Genomic DNA, 24,748 nt, shown 5'->3' on the forward strand with positions numbered 1-24,748 from the left:
TGGATTATTTGTGCAGACTGCCAAGTAAAAGGCAGTCTGCTTTTTTTCTATTGGCAAACCGGACCGGACGCCTATCCTTTTTTCTTCGTAATTTCAAAAACACCTGACTCTCCCGAGGACAAAAATACTGTATAATTTTATTCTTTTCCCCTGAACAGCATCTTTTTGCATCAAATTCAACGGGATATTCCCACACTTTATCTTCAGACTGTAACACCAGCAGTAATTCCATTTCCTGAAACGGTGCCGCAAAACCTGTATTCTCTATCTCAATTTCCAACCGGAATTTTCCTGACAGGCATTTTTTTATCTCCACCTTACGAACAATGAACCGATAACCAAGATGACTTCCCGCATAGTCATAGAGATTGTGTTCACTCCATACATCTTCTGTTTTCAGGTTTATGCTTTTCCAGTCGTCCAGTACCCTTCTGTCATGTGCACAGTTCAGATAAGTCAGATGCATGATCTTCAGCTCACTTAACACGAAATCAGCATTGTCTTGTCCGCCATCTGTCCCCAGTACTGCCTCTCCGCCACAGGGTGTGTCTTTTGTAATCTGCTCCAGAAACTCCAGTTCTTCTTTTCTCGTCCACGCCGCTTTCCAACCTGCTGCATCCCTTGTCATGGTTCCAAACGTTCCGAGATGCGTCATAGATCCTAAGATTCCATCGTCAAATATCGCTGTTTTTCCCATATCTCCCCGTTGAAATTGTTCTTCGCCCGTCAATATTCTCCATATTGCCGGGGTACGCACTGCCAGATAAATCTCGCTGCCAAGATACGATTCTAATGTATCATACAGTTTTCTTAAATGCTGTTCTGACAGATACCGGGAATCATGCATTTCTCCCCAGCTTCCTACTAACAGCCCCTGAAAAATACACACACTGTGTTCTGTCTGCTGCAGTAGTTCCCCAATCTGCCTGATATGCGTCAATACGGTATCAAACTTATCTGGTTCTCTCTCACGACCTTTTCCCTCTGTATCATACGTTGGACGCAGTATCACATCCTTCTGATACTGCATAAAAAAACTGAGCATGCTTCTGATATTTTCCAGGGCTATATCATCCAGCGCTCTTTCCCGGTATGCCTTTAAATTTATCAACACCAGCGCCAGAGTCTCACCCATTCTCAGACTCCATCTCAGTTCCAGTGGAGCGATGCCATTCTCAGCCTGAAAAGTATAGATCTCCAGCCAGCCCCTTGCCGGATTTTCCAGTTCTTCTGTACTTTCCGGCAGTTCTTCCGGCACCCATTCCCACTTTTGTTTAACTTTCATATTTTTCCAGCTCATTTACGCTTTCCACATCCATCTTCAGTATTTTTTCTCTGATCCATACTGCAATAATAGAGAATGTCATTCGAAACATATAGAGCACCGGCTTTAAACCAGAGTGCATACTCACACCGGTTGTCCTTGCATGCATAATTGCCGGAATCTCCTCAACCCGAAAGCCCAGTAGCAGCATCTGCATAATCATATTGGCATCCGGATATTTATCATCATAATGGTTGTACATGGAATAAAACAGAAAAGTTCTCCAGCTTAATCCCTGCAGTCCTGACGTTGGATCTGTCACATGCTTTCCGGTTCCCAGACGGATGATACCGCGAAACCATACGAATGCAATCTTCTTTGCCACAGACAGAGGGAAACTGCTGCTTCCTTCCAAAAACCTGGATCCCAGTACAATATCCGGATAATTTCCGTCACTGTCTTTTGTTTTCAGGGCTTTATAAATTCTTGGGATATTGCATACATCATGCTGCCCGTCTGCATCCATCTGAATCACATACTGGTATCCCTTTCGAACCGCATATTTATATCCAAGCTGCAGTCCACTTCCGTATCCCAGATTAAATACGTGAGTAACCACTTCATGATGTCTCTTCTTTGCTATATAATTCGTGGCATCCAAAGATGCATCATTCATAATCAGGACATCTGCTATCTGTGCGATCTCCGGCTGTTCCAGCTTTTCCAGTAACGGCACAATCGTTTTTGCCTCATTGTACGCAGGAATAATGACCAAAACTTCTTTTTGCTTTTTCATCCGTATCACTCTTTCCCTCATTTATTTCAAACAATTCCAAACCTTTTTCATCTTCCTGATCCATCTTTTTCGCTGCATTTCTTCCGTATCTGTCACAGAGTTCCTCATCATGCAAAAGTTGTTTTATGTGCTCACTGATATCCCGGGCATCCAACTGGCACAAAACACCATCCACGCCATTTTCCACCTGTTCTCTGTTGCCACTGCAGTCTGATACCAGAATCGTGCAGCCGAGAATCTGTGCCTCCTGCACTGCAATGCTCTTCCCCTCAAATCTGGTCTCATGTACATACAAATCGCACTGCCGGTAATATGGGTATGGATTTTCCACTGCTCCAAGTAACAGAAAGTCTTCTGTCAGTCCCAGTTCCTCTATTTTCTGCTGAAGTTTCTTTCGCAGTTCTCCTTCTCCCAGCACATACCATCTCACCTGTTCGCTCTGGTCTTTCAGGAGCTTCATGGCATCAATGGCTGTCTCATAGGCTTTCTGTGCAGTCAGCCTGCCTACAGTCAGAATCCGTTTGCCCTTATATTCATCCGAAAAACCTCCCGGCAGCTCTGCTTTTCTCTTTATTTCTTCTTTATCCAATAGATTATGAAATACCACTGTTTTCCCCGCACATTCCGGATATATCTGGAGAAAACTTTTTTTCACCTCATCAGAAACTGTAAAAATGCGGTCAAAATCAGGATAGCAGTCCAGATCCAGTGCTCTGGTATATCCCGCATAGCTGTAATCCACATGCAAAAATGTAAATTTCTGGTCTGCTTCTACATGATCATGTACAAAATATGTGGCTCCCCCCTCCAGATAGGCAACTGCCATATCATAATGCTTCTTCAGAACCATTCCGCTGTCTGACATGATTCTCCACAATAGCTTATCTGTATGTATCTGTTTCTTTTTCAACATATCTGTAAGATTCTTTAGCAGATAGATCAGATTCTTTCCCAGCGCCATATGTTTCCATAGACGATGCCAGACTGTTTTTCCAAGTTTTTTCTTTCCTTCCACAGACAAAACTGATTCTGACAAATACTTTGTATTCAATATGTTCACATGTTCCGGCACCTGACTGATCAGTTCTCCCTGATCCAGGAGTACATATAGATCGATTTCATACTGCTGTGGTGAAAACCGCTTCAGCAATTCCAGCAAAGCCTTTTCCGCGCCTGCACCACCCAGTGTATTGATGACAAACAGTACCTTTTTCATTGTTCTTTCCTTAGTTCTTCCAGTTCCTTTAATATTTTCTCACAGTCTCTGTTCAGCAGAGAGATCTGCATGGCAAGTTCCTGATTCCTGCGCTTCAATATGGATACCTGTGAACTGATAAACCACAGTCCCCAAAGCAGTCCGGAAATTACGAGAATAACCAGAATCAGACCTCGGAAGCTGATAAAATTGTCAATCTGAACCGGATTCAGCAGGATTCCAGCCAGCACCATCAATACAGCCAGAAGTGCCCACGCAAGGCAGAACGGCTCTGTCATTTTTCTCTTTGCAAGAGATAAGATTGCCTTCAGGAACATGTACGCTCCTGCAACAATTACAAATATCCTTAATATGTCTCCCATGATATCTCTTCTGTCCTTTTGTTTCTGTTCAGTACCTTCACATTGAATTCTGAACTGTTACGACCTTTCTTCTTTTTCATATCTGTCAAATACCTTTGGAGACGGACAGTCTCCTTTTTTCTTTTTCAGCAAATGTCCATTGCAGAATATATGAATATCCAGGTGTTTTTCCATCCAGCGAAGCCTGCTGTATGCCATGGTCCATCCGGCAAAGCTGCCTGCCACTACACCGGCCCCATACCAGATCTCAGATCCCTTTGAAGCAATCAGGCTTCCTGCCATGGTCACCAGACAGAACACCAGCCCAGTCAGCACACACCCCTTCATATCATTAAAATAATACAAAAAGATAATCTCTGCATACATCAAAAACAAGATGAAATACCCTGCTGCCAGACATGGATAAATTCTCATGGTCATTCCACCGAATCCGATCTGAGGGAGAAAAATCATACAAAACAGGAATATCACAAGAGTGATGATAAACTGTACTCTTGCCAGACTCATCAGTTCTTCTGAAAGTGTACGGAACATTCTCTTCTTGGTAATCGCTATATCTGCTCCTCTTCCACCGATAACAGCCTCTGAATATGCCTTATATCTTTCATGAAAGTACATCTCCACTCTGCTGATAAAGATAACACTTGCCGAAATATTTGTAAACATGGCAAGACAGGTTGCCATATCATATGTGGTAACACATACAAAGGATTTTACCACAATCATGTGAAGATCTGTTGTCCAGAAAACAAAATTGTGGATATAGAGCCCCAGCGTATACAGGAAATTGGTAGCTACCAGTGGCCAGTATTCTTTAAAATATGCCAGAACCGGCCGGTATCTTCCACTGTTTTCCTTAAAATAACTTCTTACAAGCGCCATCTCCAGACATGCTATCAGCCAGAATCCAATGGTCAGTGACAGCAGCATACCATAAGTGATGCTCCAGTGAAGCCGTTTTACCAACAAAAACGACAGTAACACTGTCACCGTCATTCCTATTGCAAAGAAAAACGAAATCTTTTTGTAATCCTTGCAGATCGAAAGATACAGCATGGAATAAAAAACCAGAACCAATGCCATGTAGCCGCTGTATCCGGTAAACACATACAGAATATCTACTCCTCCGACCAGATATTCATGTACACAAAATGGGATTCCCACCAGCGCGCTCAGAAGAATATTCATAATCATTCCCACATAATAGCACGGTAAAATATCCTCATAATGTTCCTCGTAAATGATATCTGACATGTATTTAGACAATACCGAGTTGAACGGAGATGCCGTAAGCAGTGAAAAAATAAAAATATACAGTACCGTACAGGAAAACAATTCTCTTGTGAGATAGTCCACCGAAGAAAAATCCAGATAATACTCCATAATAATCAGTGCACCGATTACAACAAGCATTGGGGCAATGGTTACTGCCATACTGTATCCAATTCCTATAATATCTGTAGTCAACGTATTTTTCTTATATATGTTAGTAAGTTTGACACCTATTCCAGCCATCTTATCTCTCCATCTGCCATTTAGCGTTATTTCCGGTGTCCTCTGTTACCGGATCTGAAAAGGTTCTTCTGTCCATGGAATCTTATGCTGCTCCGCAAAGCCTTTATAAATATCCTGATATACTGCTTTCATCTGCTCAATCCTGTAAAACGCATTGACTCTCCGGTAACCGGCTTCTCCCATGCGCGCTCTGTCTTTTTCATATACTGCCATTCGTACCATGGCATTGGCTATTTCTTCTATATTCATAATATGAGTCAGGATTCCCGCTTCGCCAAAATCATCCTTGCTGCCGTAGATCAGTTCACGGCAGTTTCCCACGTCGGTGGCAATGACCGGCTTATGTGCCGCATAGCTTTCCAGAATGGTCAGAGGCTGACCTTCGCTGATGCTGGTAAGCAGTGTGAAATCCATCTTTCCCAGGTAATCTTTGATATTGACTCTTCCCGTGAATTCCACATCTTTTACGCCCAGTGTCTCCACCAGTTCAAAGCATTCTCTGGCATATTTTTCATCTTCATCTGTCGGTCCCATAATCCAGAGCTTCAGATTCTCCACCTGTTTTTTTGCAAAATCAAATGCCTGTATCATGGTTTTAACGTCCTTTATTGGTGTCACACGTAAGATTGCTCCTACATTGATGTACTGTTTTTCCTCTTCATTTTTCCCGGGAAGGTCTGACAGTCCTTCCACTAAAATACCATTTGGCGTTACACGAATCTTCTCTTCCGGGCATCCCAGTTCCATCTGCAGTTCCCTGGCATGGTCAAACAGACAGGTCACCACATCTGCTGTATCATAAGCAAGCTGAGACATTTTCTTAAACTGTTCAATCCAGATATTCTTGTAAATTCCCTTTACCCAGGCTGCCTTAATCAGTTCTTCCTCTCTCTCTCTGGTATAGATACCATGTTCTGAGATCAGTAACGAGCTTCCATGGAAATGCTTCGCCATACTCCCCAGAATTCCCGCATATCCGGTTGCCACACAGTGATACAAATCAGCCTTAGGCACGTCCATCCGGAGTGTCCAGAACATCGGCAGATAGATAGATCTTAACGTCCACAGGAAATCAGAAAAATTGATATTCTGGTAATTTCTGTTATAACATTCTCTTGCAATTTCAAAGAAATCCGGTCCCATCAGCAGTTCATCTACTGAAAGGTTCTTCCTATGAAACAGGTCAAAAATCACACCCCAGTCTGTTTTACGGTTCAGTACCATATTCAACAATTCATCATGCTGTTTATGTGAAAGATGCTCTTTTCTTCCTGACTTCTTTCTTCCACCCTCCCATTCACAGTCATCCAGATATACTTCATAGACCTGTGTCAGATTCTCCGGTAATTCATACACGAATTTTCCCCTGAGTGATCTGTTCGCCACTATGGCAAGCAACACAAATTCTACATTGGGGAAGGATTTGATCATACTGTTGATCCATCCAGAAACGCCTCCGACCACATATGGATAGCACCCTTCTGCTACAATACAAACCTTCATGTTCTACCTCTCTTATTTGCTGTAATGAAGTCCGGCAGTCTTTACCTGAATTCTTATCATTGGCTCTACGGCCTGAATCAGATATGCCCCTTCTTCAATCTCCGTCCATGTACCGCCTTCTACATCTGCGATCTCTTCTCCATGTGTTCTAAGAATAAACCAGCTGCCCGGTTCTGAGGTCTGCAGAGTGATCTCATTCTCTGTCCGGCTCTGGGCAAAATCCAGATTCAGGAATGTTCTGGTTCTCGTATTACTTTCCGAAAGTGTTGTGCTGTCAAATACTGTGAATTTTTTCCAGTAAGTAAGCAGATTACTGGAAAAATGTTTCTGCATAATCTGCCATCTGTCCGTCTCACGCTCCGGCCAGAAGATATCCTGCATATTCAGCATTACATTGGTATAGCCCAGTGCACTCTGTATACTCCGCATTCTGATATCGTCACTGTAATGATAATTCATGCCGTCACTTGTGACAGCCTGTAAAGTCACTTCATCTGTGTAATAAGAAATAACAGGTTCCTGCTCGGTATATTCACATACAAGAGTATTTACATTTTTCAGCAATTCTGTATCCATCAAATCTTTTACCTGATCCAGCTTCTGTTCTTCCGTAAACGCCGTTCCATATTGATAGCTGCTGTCAGCCTTTCGAAAAAATTCTGCATCCTGATCCAGCTTTTCTTTTAAAGAATCTGCCTTTTTATACTGTAGAGATAAACCAGCTTCTGCATTCTGTTCTTTCATCTGTTTCAGATAAAATACCAGTTCCTTACTGTTGCTCTCATTCTCATCCTGATAATCTGCCTGCGGCTGCATAAAACAGGTCATTTTCAGACCGCCCTTTTCCACGATAGATACCAGTGATGGCCACATGATATCTCTTCCGATTCCTGTTATTTGCTGACTGTACAGTTCTATCATTTTTTCACTGTTTTCATCTGCAAATGCCGGAAAATTCACCATTGACAGATTCTGCGCATTTACCACCGGATACAGATAATATTCAGATGCTTCTGCCACCATACCATCCAACAGTCCGAGCGCTGTGCTGTCCTTCATATAATCCCCGACTACTGCGAATACACTTCCACCTTCAATCCCATTTCTCCAGATAAGGCTTGGCAATTCTTCGTTCTTGATATTTTCACTCATCTCTGACTGATCAATCAGTCCCATCATATATGTCTTGGTACCACTTCCTACCTGATACCATGGTACTTCCAGCTGAAGATCCTGTCTTTCTTTTTCATCTTCATCCACCGGAGTTTCGTATGACACTTCTCCGCCAAGAAGAAGTTCCTTAAAAAATCTCACTCCGGTTAGTTCTGTTTTTTTGCTTACTATATTATCAATTCCAAGAAACTGTTTCAATTCTTCATTATTGTCAATATGATCAGAATCTTCCAGACATCCAAAAACAATCGTCACGCCGTTCTGAACCAGTTTTTCCAGTTTTTTCAGATGCTCTCCCAGAGCATACTTTTCCGATTCCAGGATCAACATACCCGGAAGTATCTCCGCATCTTCCTGAACTTCATCTACCGAACTGCATCTGGCAAAATTCCACTTGGCATAGGTGCACCATCTGTCTACTGCTTCTGCCATCTCTCCTGAAGCATTTCCCACAAAAAGTACATACTTTCTGTCTGTTTGGGTCAATGAATCCATATCCAACTGCTGCTTCTGCCATGCATCTTTTCCATCCACCTCTCTTGCAGTCAGATTGGAATTGATATCATAGGTATTCTGCCTGTCTCTGATCACCATGGAAAACTGGAACAAAAACAGCAATACAAACATCATGATCGCAATACTGAAAAAATTTCTTTTGGAAACCATTATTTTACTTCTTTTCCTCCTGCACCGGAATCTGTTCTTAGGGAAAAATACCTTCGTTTTTTCCCTACATAAATGTTCGAATCAGTTCCAGCGTTTCATTATCAATCGTAATATCAAGCTCCCTCAGATCTTTCATAACACGGAAGAACTTTTCCTTCTCACCACACGAAAAATACAGTTTCAGTTTACAGGTATAACTGGACAGTACCCTCGGATACTGTTCCATCGCCCGTTCACACCATGTATCGCAGTCTGCATAGTCTTTTATATCCAAAAGGCGCAGACAGATCTCTTCATAAGTGGTACTGCTGATCTTTCCTTTATCCAGCTGCCAGGCTGTTTCCAGTACCTCTTTCATTTTTTCTGTCATAGAGTGCTGTTCCAGATCTGTGAGAACCTTCTGTTCCAGAATCGAATTCATATACTCTGCCAACCGTATGCAATTTTCTTCCTGCTGTTCATTTTTTTCCTGACACTGCAGATATTTTTCCTGTACCCCGCTTCGAAAGTCATTCAGCACATCCTGTAGAATCGAAGCTGCGTAATGTGACGTCTCCGAATCCTCACTATTCAATGCCAGCGTGATGGACGCCAGTGACTTTCTGTAATCTTCTCTGATTACATTCAACATCAGGGTACGAAGACTTTTCTTATCCGTAACTTCCAGGGCTTCTTCCAAGGAAACCATATTTTTTTCCATGTCTTCGTCGGGATGTACGAATTTCTCTGTGCGGTCTTTGCTGAATACCACATCCGACAGATCCACTCCTCCGAATGAAAAAATCTTATAGAGAAAGAATGAGAGCAGAATAAATGCAGGTCCAATGACCGGACACAGAAGCATCATCACAGCCTTCATCCAAACACTTCCCAGCTTTTCTTTTCTCCTTATGTGATTCCAGATCAGATAAATCAGAACAATACACAGATTTACGATCAGTATCAGAATAAACAGTCTCATTCTTTGTGACATACCGCCATCTTCTCCACATTTTCTGTTTGATACCCCAGTTTCTTAAATCGTTCCTGCACAATACCTGCATTATCATTTGTGGTATTGGTCAGAAGCAAATACATATTTCCGTCTGACCTCTCTCCAAGATAGTCACTGTCTCTCATGTGCGCGGTGATTACTTCTGCACATTCCAGATATCTGTCTTTCTCAGTATCTACTTTCAGCAGTACACATTCTACCAGATTCTTTCTTTCTGCATCCATATATGCCTGTACCAGAGATTCAAATGCCTCCGGCTCAAGAATTCTGGTTCCCTGTGTATATCGTTTTTCTTCCAGTGCCTGCATGTATCTCTGGGAACGCAGCACAGCATTCTGAATCAGGTAACTGACTACCGTCAGGAAATTAGCCTGTCCCAGTGTCATCTTCTCCCAACTCAGACCCCAGAGCATAATCATCATCTGTATCTGGCCGCCCTCATAGACTGCCCTGACCATCAGTGGATAATGCTCATCCATATTCTTATTAATATACACTTTCTGTTCTGACAGTTCTTCGTAGATCTCTGTCATTTCTTTATAGCGGATGGAATTGCCAAGGCTTCTGGCCTTCTCAGAACTTGCCGAGAAAATACGGGCGTAGTCCCCGTTCACTACGTTGTAGATTGCCACATCTTTTGTCTGCATCAGCTTCTCCAGCATCTCCACCGCATAGAATATAACTTCATCCGGCATCCTCTGTTCCAGTGCCGCAGTGATACTGTAGATTTTCCCAATGCCGTCTCTGTGATCTACCAGTTGCTGTTCCATGACAGATTTTACTCTGACATTACTCTGGTTGATATCCCGGATATCTGCGATCTGACGGCTCAGGTGTTCTTCCAGTTCCGTCCGCTCCAGCTGCATGGTTCGAATCTGATCCCTCATATATCCCACTACCAGTCCCAGAATAAACAGCTGGGCGATCCATACATAAGTATTATAGTCAATCAATACTTCAAATCCACTTCTGGTATACATCTGCCGGAACATATAGCCTGCTACAGCCAGAATTGCTGAAAATGTGGCCTGCTGCTGTCCATAGATAATGGCAAACAATAACACATATAATAAAAATGGATCCAAGTTGGCAAAATACTGACTTCCCACAGTCCGGTTATTCATCATAAAAAACGGAATGAAACAGACCATATTTTCAAAGAATGGAAACAATGCCGCAATCAACCATTTCCATTTGTTCAGCATTCTTTCCCACCATGGTGCTTTCCGTTCCTCTTCATTCAGGAACACTGATTTATGCTTCTTCATGTAAGCAGCCATGTTCTTCACATTCTTCTGGATATCACCAAAAGCATGCATACCAAATTCTTCTTCAAACCGTCGCCCGGACAGCACACAACGCCCGCTCACGTCCGGGACCTCCACCAGATTGGATTCGCCTCCAATCTCTTTCTGCACCATAGCTGCCAGCTGCATTTCACTGACAATATCATTGGATGACAGATGATACCTGGCGTACTTATGCTGTCCCGCTTTCACAATCTGATAAATATATTCTACCGCATCATTCTCATCCAGTACGGAAAAGATATGATTGAGACCAGCTTTGATATGTCCGTCTTTCATACACTCCAGACACATCTGCGCCACAATATTGTCAACATCCTTCTTCTCTTTTGGAATGCCATACAGGTGATCCAGTCTCAGTGTCACAATGTCCATATTACGGTTAACACGGAAATTCTCACACATCTCTTCTGCCTGAGACAGGGTATCTGCTTTCTGTCCTGTTCCTGAAAAGGCTTCATCTTCTTCTATGTCATTCACATGGTTTCCGCTGTATATCTCATCAGAGGAAAGAAAGATCACCCTTCCTTTTCCTGCCACAGAAGATGCCACAAGTATATTCACCAGGTGGGACATGAAGTGAACGGTTTCCCGTTCTTCTCCGTTCCAGTTATAATTCGTGTCAAATGCCCCTGTAAGAATCGTCACATCCGCATTCACGCTGTCCAGAATATCATTCAGATTCTCACAGTCATAGGAAAAATCATATCTTTCAAAGACTTTTTGATATTTATTATGGCGGTATTTGTCTCCAGTCAGAAGAAATACTCTGTGTCCTTCCTTCCTCAGCTTCAGAATCATACTGTCCATCAGTCTGCTGGAACCGCCAATAAGCAGAATATTCATATTTTTCCCTTTCTATTCCAGTTATTTTTCAAACGACGATCTCTCTGGAAAGATCTGCTCTAATGCTGTGTTAATTTCATTCTTTGCTTTCTCAAAATCAATGTCATGATTACTGTCATTGATGCAGACAATCTTTTTCTCCTGTCTGCAGATAGCCTTCACCAGTTTTTTATTATACGCTTCTACGTCATAATATCCACACATTTTTCTCACATTTGCAGGCACAAATTCTCCGCTCAGCTTCTGATATTCCCGCAGGACATACTGACTGATATCTTCTTTATGGCGAAATGGATGGCTGCATACCCGGTGAAGGAGTTCCGGTTCCAAACTCCATAGCTTACGGTAAGTATCTTTTAACAGTGGTGACGGTCCATGCACTGTATAGAATCCGGTAAAGCGTGGAAATGCCAATTCCAGCATATTGTAAAAGAAATACATCGGCGGGTACCCCAGATGAAAATACGCTCCAGGCTGCTCCTTCATATTGCGATACTTATCAAAATACTTTGCCAGTACCATAACATTGTTCAAATAAATATAGGGCATAACCGGATTGTCTGTATTCGCCACATCCGGCTGCAGTGCCAGCATATCCACTGGGTTACCATCTCTGAAAAAATCTTCTTGGCAAACTTGATTTGTCAGAAACATATCGTCATTAAAATAAACAAACTGTTCTGCCAGATCCGGTATTCGATGAAAATTCCATTCAATCGTATGGGAATTGAAAGTTGGACGGTATTCCTCCGGAATAAAGTCCTTATGATTTACAATATGAATCTTTGGATGTTCTGTATTTAGCCATTTCGGTAAATGTCCCCAGGTCACAAAATGGATTTTTCTCACCCACGGAGCATACTTCTCTACACCGCGAAACCAATACTGAAGATTATCCCAGTCCCGATAACGTTCTTTTCGGTCATCTATATCACAAGAATTTCCCTGCTTAATACTTATCCTTCTTTTTTCTTCCTGCCATTTAGAGTCATTCCCATCTACCCATATCATTACAAAGTCAATGCTCTGCTCTCTTTTTTCTGTCGTACGCATTTTTATTCCTATCTCTAAGTACCTGTCTAAATTTTATCTGCCTGTCCATCCGAAATCTTTTTACCATAAGATATTTTTTCCATCTTCATATGTTCCTGTCATTGCGAGGCGAAGACTTGCTTTTCCTGTCATAGGATCCAGGATTCCTATACTCACATGATATTGTTTTCCCGCCAGATCCAATATGTTCCTGGTATCCAGATAAGTTTCTGCTTTTATAGTTTCACCTGGAAGCAATGAAGATAATATGACAGGAATCTCTTTCTCTTCTATTACATTTCCTGCTTCATCTGCCACATAAAGCCACACCGGCCAGTCTTTATAAAAAGGGGCTGCTCCATCATTTTCCCAGGTTATTTCCAGCTTTGTGCCTGTGTACCAATGTGAGAGCACAGCCTCTGAAATCCATATCCGATATCCCATATTTTTCAATATCGTTTCATATCCATCTGAATAACTGGCATTGGCTATATTGGGGCCCAGAAAGGTCACATGAGATTTGCGAATCAGTTCTACTGTCTGAGAAAGATTCGTCTCCAGTATCTCTTCCATGGAAAGTGAACTGGTAAATTCACCGCCCACAGGTGCCGTCTTCCAGAAATCCACCATGGCAGTCAGTCCATCCGGTTCTTCTGTCTGGCTGAGTTTACCACCATTCTCAATTTCTCTGAGCCAGGCATCTGTCTCACTAACATCTCCCGTCATATCGTTGTAAAGTCCCATACCATAGACTGCTGCATGAGAAAACGGTCTGCGCATTAAGAGTATTGCATCCGGAAAAGCACTGACCCATGCAGATACATATTTCTCTCTCACTGACTCTAGCGGAAGCCGCTGAATTCCCGCGCTATAGTTTACATGCCACTCTCCCCAGTGACCGAGACTTCCAAGCTCAATAAAGCTAATCAGCCCATCCTGTCCCAAATGCTCGCCAAGTGCTTTCACTGCTTTTGCATGGTATGCAACCATTTGTTCATTATTGTAATCCGGAGCAAACCCTTTTCCAAATTCTACATCATACCAGGTTCCGGCATGATTCATCTTTTCATATAACCATTCTGGAATATCCATGTGTTTTTCTTTTCCCGGAATATCGCAGACAAATCTTAAAACAATATGCTTTCCTTCTTTTCTCCAACGTTCCAGCTGATTCTCTTTTTCAATTCCTTCCCAGTTATATTTTCCTTCCTCCGGCTCCAGCTCCGCCCAGGTAATATCCATATAAAGCAGAGACACATCCTCTCTCACTTCTTCATTCCATGCACAGGGTGCATATCCCATAAGCGGATTGCCGAACGTCTCCTCTGTCGTCTCATATTCTCTCCTGTTTTTCCCAGTGCCAAGCCATATCACATTGATGAATATCAAGATCAGCATTACAGGCACTGCCGCAAGCCATATTCGTTGCTTTTTCATAGCCATTTTCCTCTTCTTCTGCTGACATATTCTAACTCTCTCCCCGGTTTCTGTGAAAAATTATGTTCCCAGGTTATACAAATGATCTGGATTCTGTTTCACCACATAACATACAAAATCCTCGTCCTCATAATAGACCTTTATTTCATTCGGATAAATGGTCTCAAAATTCTGACACCAGTAATACATCTCAGATTCCAAAATTTTTCTGTTTGTAATATTGGAATAAGCATCTGAGGCTTTTCCCATGATAGCAAGTGGTTCATTCAGAAATCTTCTTGAAATTCTGCCATGCTTAATCTGATCTCCTTCGCTTAAAATGGAATTCGAATACTTATAATACGGAATGTATTTTTCCTGTGCAAGCCATCTCGGACCTGAGAAAAAATGATACTGTGCATATTGAATCGGATTTTTTTCAACATAGAAGAAAAGATATTCGGTTGGAATATAATAATTCTCTGATCTTGTTCTGTAATAAAAATCAAGAATTTCTTCATGTCTTCCTGTTTCAATGGCCTGATACAATTCTTCTGTAGTAGATATAATGGTATATGTGTACTGAGGATATTTTTCAATGATGTGGTTGGTCAGTTCTACCGCCGAATTATATCGTGTCAGTTCATAGTACAAATAGCCATGAAACACTCCAAGGCAATTCGTTCCGACATACATTACAATAACTCCCAGAAGTCCCAGATATGGAGCATAACGTCCGGCAGATGAGTGTTCAAACAGGAAGAACAATTCATCCAGTGGAATTGCCATCATCGCCAGAATCAGTATCTGTTCTGTCAGGCATAATCTGGCTCCGGCAATAATCTCCGGCAGACCAAGATAAGGTGCTGCATATAAAACCATAAAAAAGACCGATGAGAAAGTAATCCCCGCATACATTTCAAAGTATCCCTTATGGTGACGCACACGATCGATAACCAGATTCAAAATGGTGATCACCATGGCAAGCAATGTAAATCCCAGAATCCATCCGGCACGCATTCTTCCATAAAGCTGCACATATCCATACTGCTTTGTACGATTTACATTATCAATCATTTTTTTTATACGATCTTTTATCGATACTTTTGTAGGCGCCTCTATTCTCTTTGTACTCTGTTCATTTTCCGCTTCGCTCAAAAGCAGTTCACTCTGGTCTGACTGCAGTTCTCCACTGGTTTCGGTGAGACTCTGCTCCACAGATTCACTTTCCTTCTCCAGTTTTTGTGCCAGCTGTGCCCTTCCTTCTTTGGTGTCTGTACCATTTATAATGTTCATCCCCCAGTTCAAAGAACCCTGAAGAGGAATCCCGGAAGCAAAGGCCAGCACCATTGGCAATGTTGAAATGGCGACTCCCAGAATAACAGCTCCCAAAAGTGACCGAAAGTTTTCCTTTCGAAAGATACTTGCCATTTTCCAGACCACAAAGGAACCGCACAAAAAAAACGCCATAATCGTTACATAAAAATGGATTGCAAGAGAAGCCGCCAGAGAGGTCATAAATAAGAATAAATCATCTTTACGTTCTCTTCTTTTTTCTGTATTTCCGGATTTTTTTAGGAAACGGATCAGATACACCAAACACAAAAACTGAGTATACAGGCCAAATTCCTGCGGAATGGTATACTGTAGTCTTGAAATACCATATATTTCGTCTATACATACCACATCTAACATGAGAAATGCGGCTAAAATCACATATACGGTGTACCTTGACTTCATCACCTCTCGAAACAGGCAATAAACAGCCACCAGTAAAGCAGTAACGTGTATCTCTCCCAGAAACATCATGCTGCTATATACTGGGATCCCAAACAATACATCCATACAATAGATAAAGCAATGCATTGCTTCCGGGTAAACTCCCTCTGAAAAAATATTTCCCTCTTTCAATCCATAGATCCAGGAATGATGCACATACATATCTCCCCATCCGTAAGAATGATTCTGAAATGCACCATAGGAAAAATAAGCAATTGCAAAAATAAGAAGAATACTCAGAATACCATATTCCAGTTTTCTGCCATGTATTTTTTTGTTTAAACGTCTGAAAAAAGTAATGCTGTTGTTTTTTATATTTTCCGTTGTCTGAAAGATCAGAGACTTCCATCCAAGAGTTCCATTAAAAAGACTTCTTATCTGTAAAAAAACGTTCTTTCTGAACGTCTTCTCCTTGAAAATCGAAAAAGTCAGTATTCCGTAAAATATCAGAAAAATAACCCAACCCTTTAATATATGAATCAATCCAAGTCCAAGTACCAGTGTATTCGCTAATAAAACAGATACTGTAGAACAAAAAGCAAATCGAAACGTCAGACTTTTCCCAGATAATCTTTTTCTGAACACAACAGACGGCCAAAAATACATCAGAATGATATATCCCAAAAATACTCGCACAAATTCACCAATCCAGTAGCTCATATTTTGATCCGTAATCTCCTTCCTGTCAAATCTACTTCATTTTCTATCTGACTGAAACAGTGCAATATTCGCTGTTTTCTATCCAGCTTCCACGCTTTATCTTTTAGTATAGCATATATTATTTTTATATGAAACTTCTAAATCATCAAAAGAAATGTGTAAAAATGCCAGTTCACAGCTTCCTGCCCAGAGTTAGCGCATTCAATATTTTGTCAGAGCATCATAAGAAAGATTAGTTTTTGAAGCTGTTGACATCACTTTTCGTCTGTGTTACCGTATAGAAGATCTCTTTGCACTGCATTACATTTCAGATGAAATGCGCGATCAACAGTACAAACTGAGCAGGCACTGCAATACGAAGTATTCGTGTTCAGAGGGCCGGGCCGCTGATGCGGCAACAGATCATTCGATTGATAAGATTCGATATCTGTGGGACAGTAGATACGGTTCCGCAGATTTTTTATACCCAAAATAAAGTCTGCGAGCAATTACCTGTGACATAAAAGAGTATCAGGCACTATTGTATTATTAGCACACTTACAGAAAGGATCTTATTTATGACAAACACGATTACAAAGGATTCCAGGCAGAATCCACAGGCTATTGTTAACCGCGTTACCTCGATTGGTATTATCGGTAACGTTATCTTATCTTTATTTAAGTTCATGGCAGGAGTGCTTGGTCACTCCAGTGCCATGGTATCCGACGCGATTCATTCGCTGTCCGACGTCCTTGCTACCTTTATCGCATGGCTGGGTATCCGTCTCTCCATGCAGGCACCGGACCGGGAACATCCTTACGGACATGAACGTTTGGAATGTGTTGCTTCCTTGCTTCTTGGTACTATCCTCTTTGGTACCGGTCTGATGATCGGTCTTACCGGACTTCGTACCATTTTTGCCGGACACTACGATGAACTTCAGTCTCCAGGAAGCGTAGCTCTGGTTGCAGCAGTTGTATCTATTGCTACCAAGGAAGGCATGTTCTGGTACACCAGACATTATGCAAAAGTATTGAATTCTGCCGCATTTATGGCAGATGCATGGCATCACAGATCAGATGCCCTGTCTTCTATCGGTTCCCTGATCGGTATCGGCGGCGCAATGCTTGGTTTCCCGATTCTGGATCCACTGGCCAGTGTGGCAATTGCCATATGTATCATTAAAGTTGCTTATGATATCTTAAAAGATGCAGTTGCTAAAATGCTGGATACCGCATGTAGCAGCGAATATGAAAAACAACTGGCAGACTTCATTGCCGCACAGGACGGAGTCGACCGTCTGGATGTCCTTCACACCAGAATGTTCGGTAACAAGATCTATATCGATGCAGAGATCTCCGTAGATGGAAACAAATCTCTCACCGAAGCTCACGAAGTTGCTGAAAACGTACACAACCAGGTAGAGCAGAATTTCGACAATATCAAACATATTATGATTCATGTCAATCCGATGGCATGAGTTCCCATTTAAAAGGCAAAGGCATTGTTAGCTATATTAAAACCGCTAACAATGCCTTTTTTATCTGATTTATGCAATATGCATTTTTTCCATTAACTTCTGCTGATACTCCTCATCATTTCAATTCTTCGCGCAAAAATATACGAACAATTCCTGTTATTTTCCCATAGCTGCATGTTCTTTTTTCAGTTCCTGATACAGCATTTCCGGTGTCCAGAATATATTGTACATGGTCACTGTTGCCTTATAGTCTATTTTCTCGATTCCCTGCATTCGATACAGATCCAGAAATGCTTCTAATTCTTCTGAGTCAAATCCTGAAAAGACCAGCATTTCCTGCTCTATCTTTTCTCCCATAGAACCAGCTGTTGTCTTTGCAGGGATTCCTGTAATTCCAGCCAGGCTTCCAAGTGTTTTCTTATGATCAGACGGCAGCATACGCCGATAATCGGCGTCCATAGATGCGCAACAATTTTTGATCAACTGCTCTTTTTCTGGTTTGATCTCAAAAGCCATTACTATTTTCGTGTTTTTATTCATATTTCCATTCACCCGTTACCTTTTATTCTCTTCCGTAATTGTTCTTCTGTATTTACAGTCAGATCTGCCTTTTTTCCCTCGTTCTGCGTTTCTGTTTTATTCTTATCCAGCCATATGGTTTTCCATCCGGCTTCCATAGCTCCTGCTATATCGCTGGTGTAGCTGTCGCCTATCATGCAGAGTTCTTCCGGTCTGGCCTGCAGGGCTTTTTCTACATAATGAAATGCGCCCACGTCCGGCTTGGTGAATCCGATTCCTTCGGATATGAATATGTGCTCATGAGGAATCCACTTTCCAAGCCCCAGTGCCTGAACTTTTCTGTTCTGGTTCTTTACCGGTCCGTTGGTCAGGATTCCCATCTGTATCTCTGCTTCACAGCAAAATGATAACAGTTCTTTCATGGTATCACTCATGACAATGTCTTTCTGTGCCTGCTCATAGTAGCGCTGATATGCAAGTTCCTGTTCTGCCGTCATATGTATTCCCAGTTCTGCTGCCGCATGGCGGATTCTTAAAACATGGGACTCCTCCAGCGTGATCTCGCCTCTGGCATTTGCTTCAAACATCTCCTGGCTGTGCCGGCTGTAGATGCCATACCATGCCCGGACATCTCCTTCTATATGTAATCCGGATGCTGCCTCTAATGCTTTTCGAAAAGGCTCTGCACGGTCATACAGCGTATCGTCCAGATCAAATATCAGTATCGTTTTCTTATTCATCCGTTTCTCCTTTGCATGATATTGGGCAGTCATCTACTGCACAGTCTATTAAAACGGCAACTGTTCATCCCGCCAGTTCTTTGCTTCATAGGCTTCATTCAGATACTGAATCGCCTTCTCATACCCCTCTTCTGAATAATCAAAATACTGATATTCCTTTTTTTCTTCCGGAGTGTGCCAAAATGCGAAAGGGCCCGGAAATGTGCACACTTCCAGCTGCCCTTTCATCTCTGTTACCCGGTAGTTCATCCCCTGATAGCTTCCATAGAGAGGAGATTTCTTAATAAACTGAAATGGTAACACCCGCTCAATCATTATCTGTGTTCCTCAATGAATTTTTTCAGGCTTTCTTTTGGCTGGAATCCCACGGTCATACCTGCTTTTTCACCATCTTTTAACAGAACCAGTGCCGGGATATTCATAATCTGATACTCTATGGCAAGCTGTGGATTCTGATCCACGTCAATACTGTATACAGCCACTTCTCCTGCCAGTTCTTCCGATAATTCTTTCAGTACCGGTGCCAGCATACTGCAAGGTCCGCACCAGGTAGCTGAGAAATCCAGCAATGCCAGTTTTTCTTTCTTTGCTTCGCTTAAATCATTATTAGAAATTACGTTTACCATAATTGTTCCTCCTGTATGTTCTATTTTTATGTTTCATAACTAATCGTATCTGTTATTCAATACCTTCACAGATGCGAAAACTACATTCCATAAAATCACCTTTGGCAATGGAATTTTGGCGTATTATCCCTGTTTTTTCAGCTTCTGTCTGGTCAGCCAGTTCACCGCTGACAATGCTGCAACATTTCCCTGTCCGGCAGCCTTTACATACTGGTATGGCTTGCCTGCCACATCACCGCATGCAAAGCAGCCCGGAATATTGGTCTCCATCTGAAGATTCACTTTTACATGACCTTCTTCGATCTCCAGCCCTGGTATCAGCTGTTCGGCAGATACGCTGTCGCGGAGTATAAACACCCCGTCCACCTTATATTCTTCTGCATCTGTTTTCAGATATTCTACCAGATCCTGGCCTGTGATTTCCAGCGGTTTTTCCCGGATAATTTCTATGGATTCTGGCAAATGTACTTCATCTTTTCCCATGGGAAGATAATACACCTTCTCCGCCAGTTCTGCCAGAAATTCACTTTCCCGCTGAGCTTCTTCTGTATACCCGATCACTGCCGCTGTCTTTCCGCGGTACAGCATAGCATCACAGGTCGCACAGTAGCTGACTCCCCTTCCCAGGAATTCCTTTTCTCCCGGAAATGTCCTGCCCTGCACCACTCCTGCTGCCAGAATCACAGTGGACGCCTCATACATCTTGCCGGATGCCTGCACTGCAAAGTATTCTCCCATGGCATATACCGCACTGACCCGTTCTTCTGTCACGGTAATTCCCAGCTGGTCAAGCTGTTTCTGGTACTGCTCTGCCAGTTCCTCACCGCTGATCTGCGGCAGTCCCGGATAATTCTGGATCTCCTGTGCCCGGCAGACCTTCTCGCTGCTTTTCTTAGAGCCAAACAGCAGGATCTTCTTGTTGCGTACTTTTGCTGTAATCGCAGCAGAGACACCTGCCGGTCCTGTACCGATAATGGCAATATCATACCTGTTCATATCCTATACACCTTCCTTCCTATCATGTCGTGGTGTGTTCCTGTAAGCACTTCCACACCATTATCAGATAATTAGATAATTTCAATCTGACAGGCTTTCATGGCTTCCAGCGCCCGTGCATGGCTCTCAGGTGTTACTCCTGCACAGCAGGATGCATCTACCCGAATCGGTACTTCCGGTAAAAATGCCTTCAGTAGTATGGCATTGGATATGACGCAGATATCGGTGCACAGTCCCACCAGAGTGATACTGTCAATCGGTTCTACGTCGTTGTTCAGATCTTTTAATACATTTCCAAGTGTCTCACTGCCAAATGTTGGCTTGTCAATCGGCTGTGAGATCAGAAGCTGCTGAATCTCTTCTTTGATCTCCCATCCGTGACTTCCCTTGATACAGTGCTTCACCGGAAGATTTTTTCCTTCCTGTGTTTCCAGATAATCCTCACCGTGCGTATCTCTGGTTGCCATCACCAGTCCGTCAAAATTCATCATTTTCACCATGACCTTCGGAACAATGGCAACTGCTTCCGGTGTGCCAAGTGCTCCGTCAATAAAGTCATTCTGCATATCTACTACCACCAGTATATTCAAATCATTATCCTCCTGTCTTATAATCCCTCTGCTCCCGGATCTGTCTCTTCTCTACACCGGGTCTGTACTCAGTTCTTCGCAGTCTTTCTGCAGTTCTGCTTCGCGCTTCCGATAAAGAAGCAAATCACTGTAACGAAAATATGCTTCACAGCCATGGCTGCTGACATATGTCATAATCTTTTCATTTTTGGATAATTCTGTCACGAACAGAATCATCTCCTGTCCGTCACCAAAGGCATCTTCCAGAAATGAAAACGCGCGGTCAAGGCATTGTCCAGCCGCTTTCTCTGCTGCTTTTTTATACTCCACTTCTTCTGCAAACCAGCTGCGGATCTTCTCAAATCCTTCTTCTCTGCTGCGGATATGTGCTTCCTTGAGACGCTGCTCATAAGCTTCCAGACGTCCTGCCATCCATCGTTCCCGTTTTGCTTCCTGCACAGTCAGCATTCCGGAATCCTGACGCACCTGTCTCTGATTTTTCTTTTCCTGTATGAAATCTGCCAGACAGTCATTCTCTTTCTTCTCTGTCTGATAGTTTTTCCAGTATTTCAGTGCATCATGCAGCATATGTAATCTTTTTTCCAGCTCAGAGACCGTTTCAAACCGATCATTTAACGCATCCAGCATCAGTCCGGTAACGGTAAAACGCTCTTCAAACCCTCCATTTGCTGCCATCTGCTGTTTTTCTGCTTTTCTTTCCTCTGGCAAAGTACCATCTAACAGTTCACGGATTCCATAATCCTGTCCGTATTTTGTATACAGCTGATAATAGGCGGTAAACTTGCCTGCCACTTCTTCCTGCTGCAGGAACTGGATCACCAGCTGATCCGAAACCGGAATCTTCAGGCGTTCATAACTTTTCAGAAGCTCCGACAGATCTTCCCATCCACGTGCCGTCACGAAAAACTTCCCGTCTACCGTATTCTCCACCCGGTAGAAGTCTTCTTTGCGGATGTTCAAATAGGATAAAATTGCTCCATGTACCTGATGCTTCCATGCATATTCCATCCAGATATCGCAGTCTGCCTCAATGTCAATCTTCCTTACACGGTCCAGCGTTACAATATCAAATTCCCGGACGGATTTATTATATTCCGGTGGATTGCCGGCAGCCACAATCATCCAGCCATCCGGGACCTTATGGCTTCCGAAGGTCTTATTCTGCAGAAATTGGAGCATAGTAGGTGCCAGTGTCTCTGACGCACAGTTGATCTCATCAATAAAGAGAATCCCCTCTTTTTTTCCTGTTCTTTCTATACATGCATAGACAGAATCAATGATCTCACTCATGGTGTATTCTGTCACACTTATCTTTTTTCCGTCATAAGTCTTTTCACGGATCCGTGGCAGACCAATGGCACTCTGCCTGGTATGATGGGTGATGGTATAAGATACCAGCCCCACTCCATTTTCCTCTGCCACCTGTTCCATGATGGCGGTCTTTCCAATCCCAGGAGGTCCCATCAGCAGAATCGGACGCTGACGCACCAGTGCATAGCAGTAATTCCCCAGTTCGTCTTTTTCCAGATATGCCTGTAATGTATGACTGATCTCCTGTTTTGCTTCTTTGATATTCATCTTCTTTTCTCCCTACACCAGCAGTTTTACTGCCCATGGTGGCACCAGATCCATCTTCTGTGTCTGTTCCAGAAATACAAAAGCGCATCTGTATTCCGGTGCACTTCTGGGATATATCCCATCTCCGTCTGTAAAATAAATCAGAGCTTTCAGGTCTTTTAATTCCTTTTTCTGCCGCTGTTCCTGTACATAGGCGAACACCGGACGGAAGTCCGTTCCACCTCTTCCCTGTATCCGGATATTCCGGCTGTAATTCTTCCACTCTTCTTCTGAATGTATCACAACCACATCCTGAATACAACAGTCACATTGGATAATATATACCTTCATTTTATGGAAGAAATTCTCACGGTTACTTAAGATGCTGTAGGTCTCTGCCAAAAATTGCTGAACCGTCTCACTGCTGCAGGAACCTGATGTATCAATGGCAATCACCAGTTCTTCCATTCGATTGACTTCCTTATATTCCAGCGGTTCAATCAGCGGCATATCCCCGTATTCTTCCATTCCAAAATGATAAAAAATGTAATCAAAACTTTCCAGATCCAGTTCTACCTCTTCTCTTGGAAAGGTGAACTGTTTCAAAAACTTCTTATAATCATAACGGCTTTTCGCTGCTGGCTGAAGATATTCCGTTTTGTCTCCCTTCTGAGATCCCCGTTTTCGTTTCTGGTCATGCCGGTTCTGCCCGGTATAGGCAAGCACCTTCTCCCATTTCCGCTTTGTCTTTGCTCTCCGTTCTCCACCGGAGCTTTCATACCAGTTATCATGCCGGTCAAAAACAAACCATGTATACAGCTGTTCATTACTTTCATGGAACTCTTTTTTCTCCAGCATCTGATAGATCTGCTGGGCACTGCATTTTTTCCCGCCAAAACTGTAGATGAAACGATTCCGAGCCAGATCCTCCGGCAGTGCCAGTTCCTGTATCTGCTCCCCTTCAATTACCAGTTCCACTGCAATGTCACATGCCAGATTCCACAGATCCGGTTTTATCCCTTTTTCCGGGAAAATATGCAGATACAGACAATGGAGCAGCATGTGCAGATATCCTCTCACTACTCTTGCCGGATCCTGCCGATAGTGTTTGAGAAGATATCCACATTCTGCTATGAAATTTTCCCCATCTGTGGAAATCTGATTTTCTTTCTCCGTGCATCGGTATCCCACACTGGCAAATGCCCCGTCCAGATAAGGGAAGTAATGATACAACTCATTTCTGCAATTCTGCAGAATCTCGGTACATAATCGTTGTCTTTTTAATTCATTTTCATCCATTACAGTTCCCACTCTTCTTCCTGATAACCATAGCGGGTATCTTTCAACTTCATCAGATACACCAGTGCCTGTAACTTCTGCCGCTCTCTGGCAGTCCGGATAAAATCTTCCACTTCCTTCTGGCCAAACCAGCCTGCCTGTTCCAGTACTTCGATTTTGTCCGGTTCATCTTCTTCAATCAGTGTCTCTACGGCATTGCGGATACGGGGCTTCAAATACTCTGCATATGCTCTTTTGGACTCCGGATCCCCTCCGTCTTTTAAGAAAAATCCCCACAACGCAGTTGCCATCTTCACCGGCTCCTGCTTCGTCTCGGAGAACTTCTTCCATACCCGGGCAGCTTCTGCTTCCGGGCTGTCTTTCCCGCTTCTCATACGGAGACTGGAAGTGACCACTGCCACATTCATCTGATAACGGCTCATCTCTCGCATA

22 protein-coding genes and 1 riboswitch are annotated in these 24,748 nt (G+C 42.8%); of the genes, 1 reads left to right on the forward strand and 21 read right to left on the reverse strand.

Features of this window, described 5'->3' with window-relative positions:
* Positions 1 to 4: 4 nt before the first annotated feature.
* The 12 genes from H8716_RS02180 to H8716_RS02235 form a co-directional block, all read right to left on the reverse strand.
* Entirely contained in the window at positions 5 to 1,285 is a 1,281-nt protein-coding gene (locus H8716_RS02180; RefSeq protein WP_249306892.1) for a DUF4874 domain-containing protein, read from the reverse strand.
* The gene (locus H8716_RS02185) at positions 1,275 to 2,060 is read right to left on the reverse strand and encodes a glycosyltransferase family 2 protein (protein WP_249306893.1); all 786 of its coding nucleotides are present in this window, start codon (positions 2,058 to 2,060) and stop codon (positions 1,275 to 1,277) included. The genes H8716_RS02180 and H8716_RS02185 overlap by 11 nt, the downstream gene beginning before the upstream one ends.
* Positions 2,014 to 3,276: a glycosyltransferase gene (locus H8716_RS02190; protein WP_249306894.1), complete on the reverse strand. Its 1,263-nt coding sequence runs from the start codon at positions 3,274 to 3,276 to the stop codon at positions 2,014 to 2,016. The genes H8716_RS02185 and H8716_RS02190 overlap by 47 nt, the downstream gene beginning before the upstream one ends.
* Entirely contained in the window at positions 3,273 to 3,638 is a 366-nt protein-coding gene (locus H8716_RS02195; RefSeq protein WP_249306895.1) for a DUF2304 domain-containing protein, read from the reverse strand. Before H8716_RS02195 ends, H8716_RS02190 begins: the two co-directional genes overlap by 4 nt.
* A 57-nt stretch (positions 3,639 to 3,695) precedes the next feature.
* On the reverse strand, positions 3,696 to 5,153 hold the full coding sequence (pelG, locus tag H8716_RS02200) for an exopolysaccharide Pel transporter PelG (RefSeq protein ID WP_249306896.1): 1,458 nt from the start codon (positions 5,151 to 5,153) through the stop codon (positions 3,696 to 3,698).
* Positions 5,154 to 5,198: 45 nt separating this feature from the next.
* The gene (gene pelF, locus H8716_RS02205) at positions 5,199 to 6,656 is read right to left on the reverse strand and encodes a GT4 family glycosyltransferase PelF (RefSeq protein WP_249306897.1); all 1,458 of its coding nucleotides are present in this window, start codon (positions 6,654 to 6,656) and stop codon (positions 5,199 to 5,201) included.
* A 12-nt stretch (positions 6,657 to 6,668) separates the two neighbouring features.
* The gene (locus H8716_RS02210) at positions 6,669 to 8,495 is read right to left on the reverse strand and encodes a DUF2194 domain-containing protein (RefSeq protein WP_249306898.1); all 1,827 of its coding nucleotides are present in this window, start codon (positions 8,493 to 8,495) and stop codon (positions 6,669 to 6,671) included.
* Between the two features lie 64 nt (positions 8,496 to 8,559).
* Complete coding sequence (locus tag H8716_RS02215; RefSeq protein WP_249306899.1) at positions 8,560 to 9,468, reverse strand: hypothetical protein; 909 nt, start codon at positions 9,466 to 9,468, stop codon at positions 8,560 to 8,562.
* The gene (locus H8716_RS02220) at positions 9,453 to 11,642 is read right to left on the reverse strand and encodes an NAD-dependent epimerase/dehydratase family protein (protein WP_249306900.1); all 2,190 of its coding nucleotides are present in this window, start codon (positions 11,640 to 11,642) and stop codon (positions 9,453 to 9,455) included. Before H8716_RS02220 ends, H8716_RS02215 begins: the two co-directional genes overlap by 16 nt.
* Positions 11,643 to 11,663: 21 nt before the next feature.
* Positions 11,664 to 12,695 (reverse strand): Stealth CR1 domain-containing protein, encoded by a 1,032-nt coding sequence (locus H8716_RS02225; protein ID WP_249306901.1) that lies wholly within the window; start codon positions 12,693 to 12,695, stop codon positions 11,664 to 11,666.
* A gap of 60 nt (positions 12,696 to 12,755) precedes the next feature.
* Positions 12,756 to 14,111: a DUF4832 domain-containing protein gene (locus tag H8716_RS02230; RefSeq protein WP_249306902.1), complete on the reverse strand. Its 1,356-nt coding sequence runs from the start codon at positions 14,109 to 14,111 to the stop codon at positions 12,756 to 12,758.
* A 60-nt stretch (positions 14,112 to 14,171) separates the two neighbouring features.
* Positions 14,172 to 16,529 carry a hypothetical protein gene (locus tag H8716_RS02235; protein ID WP_249306903.1) on the reverse strand — a complete coding sequence of 786 codons (2,358 nt, stop codon included), beginning with the start codon at positions 16,527 to 16,529 and terminating at the stop codon, positions 14,172 to 14,174.
* Positions 16,530 to 16,856: 327 nt separating this feature from the next.
* Positions 16,857 to 16,969: riboswitch (NiCo riboswitch) on the forward strand.
* Positions 16,970 to 17,086: 117 nt separating this feature from the next.
* Between H8716_RS02235 and H8716_RS02240 the strand changes: the two genes are divergently transcribed.
* Positions 17,087 to 17,989, forward strand: coding sequence for a cation diffusion facilitator family transporter (locus H8716_RS02240; protein ID WP_249306904.1), 903 nt, complete (start codon positions 17,087 to 17,089; stop codon positions 17,987 to 17,989).
* 156 nt (positions 17,990 to 18,145) lie between these two features.
* On the opposite strand, the gene H8716_RS02245 is transcribed toward H8716_RS02240, so the two are convergent.
* From H8716_RS02245 to H8716_RS02285, 9 genes are all read right to left on the reverse strand, one after another.
* A complete protein-coding gene (locus H8716_RS02245) occupies positions 18,146 to 18,529 on the reverse strand; it encodes a DUF3783 domain-containing protein (RefSeq protein WP_249306905.1) in 384 nt (127 codons plus the stop codon).
* Positions 18,530 to 18,537: 8 nt separating this feature from the next.
* Entirely contained in the window at positions 18,538 to 19,248 is a 711-nt protein-coding gene (locus H8716_RS02250) for an HAD family hydrolase (RefSeq protein ID WP_249306906.1), read from the reverse strand.
* Between the two features lie 48 nt (positions 19,249 to 19,296).
* Complete coding sequence (locus tag H8716_RS02255; RefSeq protein WP_249306907.1) at positions 19,297 to 19,563, reverse strand: hypothetical protein; 267 nt, start codon at positions 19,561 to 19,563, stop codon at positions 19,297 to 19,299.
* Positions 19,563 to 19,874, reverse strand: a complete 312-nt coding sequence (trxA, locus tag H8716_RS02260; RefSeq protein ID WP_249306908.1) for a thioredoxin — start codon at positions 19,872 to 19,874, stop codon at positions 19,563 to 19,565. Before trxA ends, H8716_RS02255 begins: the two co-directional genes overlap by 1 nt.
* Before the next feature lie 123 nt (positions 19,875 to 19,997).
* Positions 19,998 to 20,870 carry an NAD(P)/FAD-dependent oxidoreductase gene (locus tag H8716_RS02265; RefSeq protein WP_249306909.1) on the reverse strand — a complete coding sequence of 291 codons (873 nt, stop codon included), beginning with the start codon at positions 20,868 to 20,870 and terminating at the stop codon, positions 19,998 to 20,000.
* 71 nt (positions 20,871 to 20,941) lie between these two features.
* Positions 20,942 to 21,460 (reverse strand): cysteine hydrolase family protein, encoded by a 519-nt coding sequence (locus H8716_RS02270; protein ID WP_249306910.1) that lies wholly within the window; start codon positions 21,458 to 21,460, stop codon positions 20,942 to 20,944.
* Positions 21,461 to 21,511: 51 nt separating this feature from the next.
* Positions 21,512 to 23,038, reverse strand: coding sequence for an AAA family ATPase (locus H8716_RS02275; protein WP_249306911.1), 1,527 nt, complete (start codon positions 23,036 to 23,038; stop codon positions 21,512 to 21,514).
* A gap of 12 nt (positions 23,039 to 23,050) precedes the next feature.
* Complete coding sequence (locus tag H8716_RS02280; protein WP_249306912.1) at positions 23,051 to 24,328, reverse strand: vWA domain-containing protein; 1,278 nt, start codon at positions 24,326 to 24,328, stop codon at positions 23,051 to 23,053.
* Positions 24,316 to 24,747, reverse strand: a complete 432-nt coding sequence (locus H8716_RS02285) for a hypothetical protein (protein WP_249306913.1) — start codon at positions 24,745 to 24,747, stop codon at positions 24,316 to 24,318. Before H8716_RS02285 ends, H8716_RS02280 begins: the two co-directional genes overlap by 13 nt.
* Position 24,748 lies beyond the last annotated feature (1 nt).

It is taken from the genome of Jingyaoa shaoxingensis, from assembly GCF_014385005.1.
Classification (GTDB): Bacteria; Bacillota; Clostridia; order Lachnospirales; family Lachnospiraceae; genus Marvinbryantia; species Marvinbryantia shaoxingensis.

Excerpts from the sequence above, each read along its gene's own strand:
- H8716_RS02180 (WP_249306892.1), bottom strand. The coding sequence starts at position 1,285 with ATGAAAGTTAAACAAAAGTGGGAATGGGTGCCGGAAGAACTGCCGGAA.
- H8716_RS02185 (WP_249306893.1), bottom strand. The coding sequence starts at position 2,060 with ATGAAAAAGCAAAAAGAAGTTTTGGTCATTATTCCTGCGTACAATGAG.
- H8716_RS02190 (WP_249306894.1), bottom strand. The coding sequence starts at position 3,276 with ATGAAAAAGGTACTGTTTGTCATCAATACACTGGGTGGTGCAGGCGCG.
- H8716_RS02195 (WP_249306895.1), bottom strand. The coding sequence starts at position 3,638 with ATGGGAGACATATTAAGGATATTTGTAATTGTTGCAGGAGCGTACATG.
- pelG (WP_249306896.1), bottom strand. The coding sequence starts at position 5,153 with ATGGCTGGAATAGGTGTCAAACTTACTAACATATATAAGAAAAATACG.
- pelF (WP_249306897.1), bottom strand. The coding sequence starts at position 6,656 with ATGAAGGTTTGTATTGTAGCAGAAGGGTGCTATCCATATGTGGTCGGA.
- H8716_RS02210 (WP_249306898.1), bottom strand. The coding sequence starts at position 8,495 with ATGGTTTCCAAAAGAAATTTTTTCAGTATTGCGATCATGATGTTTGTA.
- H8716_RS02215 (WP_249306899.1), bottom strand. The coding sequence starts at position 9,468 with ATGTCACAAAGAATGAGACTGTTTATTCTGATACTGATCGTAAATCTG.
- H8716_RS02220 (WP_249306900.1), bottom strand. The coding sequence starts at position 11,642 with ATGAATATTCTGCTTATTGGCGGTTCCAGCAGACTGATGGACAGTATG.
- H8716_RS02225 (WP_249306901.1), bottom strand. The coding sequence starts at position 12,695 with ATGCGTACGACAGAAAAAAGAGAGCAGAGCATTGACTTTGTAATGATA.
- H8716_RS02230 (WP_249306902.1), bottom strand. The coding sequence starts at position 14,111 with ATGAAAAAGCAACGAATATGGCTTGCGGCAGTGCCTGTAATGCTGATC.
- H8716_RS02235 (WP_249306903.1), bottom strand. The coding sequence starts at position 16,529 with ATGAGCTACTGGATTGGTGAATTTGTGCGAGTATTTTTGGGATATATC.
- H8716_RS02240 (WP_249306904.1), top strand. The coding sequence starts at position 17,087 with ATGACAAACACGATTACAAAGGATTCCAGGCAGAATCCACAGGCTATT.
- H8716_RS02245 (WP_249306905.1), bottom strand. The coding sequence starts at position 18,529 with ATGAATAAAAACACGAAAATAGTAATGGCTTTTGAGATCAAACCAGAA.
- H8716_RS02250 (WP_249306906.1), bottom strand. The coding sequence starts at position 19,248 with ATGAATAAGAAAACGATACTGATATTTGATCTGGACGATACGCTGTAT.
- H8716_RS02255 (WP_249306907.1), bottom strand. The coding sequence starts at position 19,563 with ATGATTGAGCGGGTGTTACCATTTCAGTTTATTAAGAAATCTCCTCTC.
- trxA (WP_249306908.1), bottom strand. The coding sequence starts at position 19,874 with ATGGTAAACGTAATTTCTAATAATGATTTAAGCGAAGCAAAGAAAGAA.
- H8716_RS02265 (WP_249306909.1), bottom strand. The coding sequence starts at position 20,870 with ATGAACAGGTATGATATTGCCATTATCGGTACAGGACCGGCAGGTGTC.
- H8716_RS02275 (WP_249306911.1), bottom strand. The coding sequence starts at position 23,038 with ATGAATATCAAAGAAGCAAAACAGGAGATCAGTCATACATTACAGGCA.
- H8716_RS02285 (WP_249306913.1), bottom strand. The coding sequence starts at position 24,747 with ATGCGAGAGATGAGCCGTTATCAGATGAATGTGGCAGTGGTCACTTCC.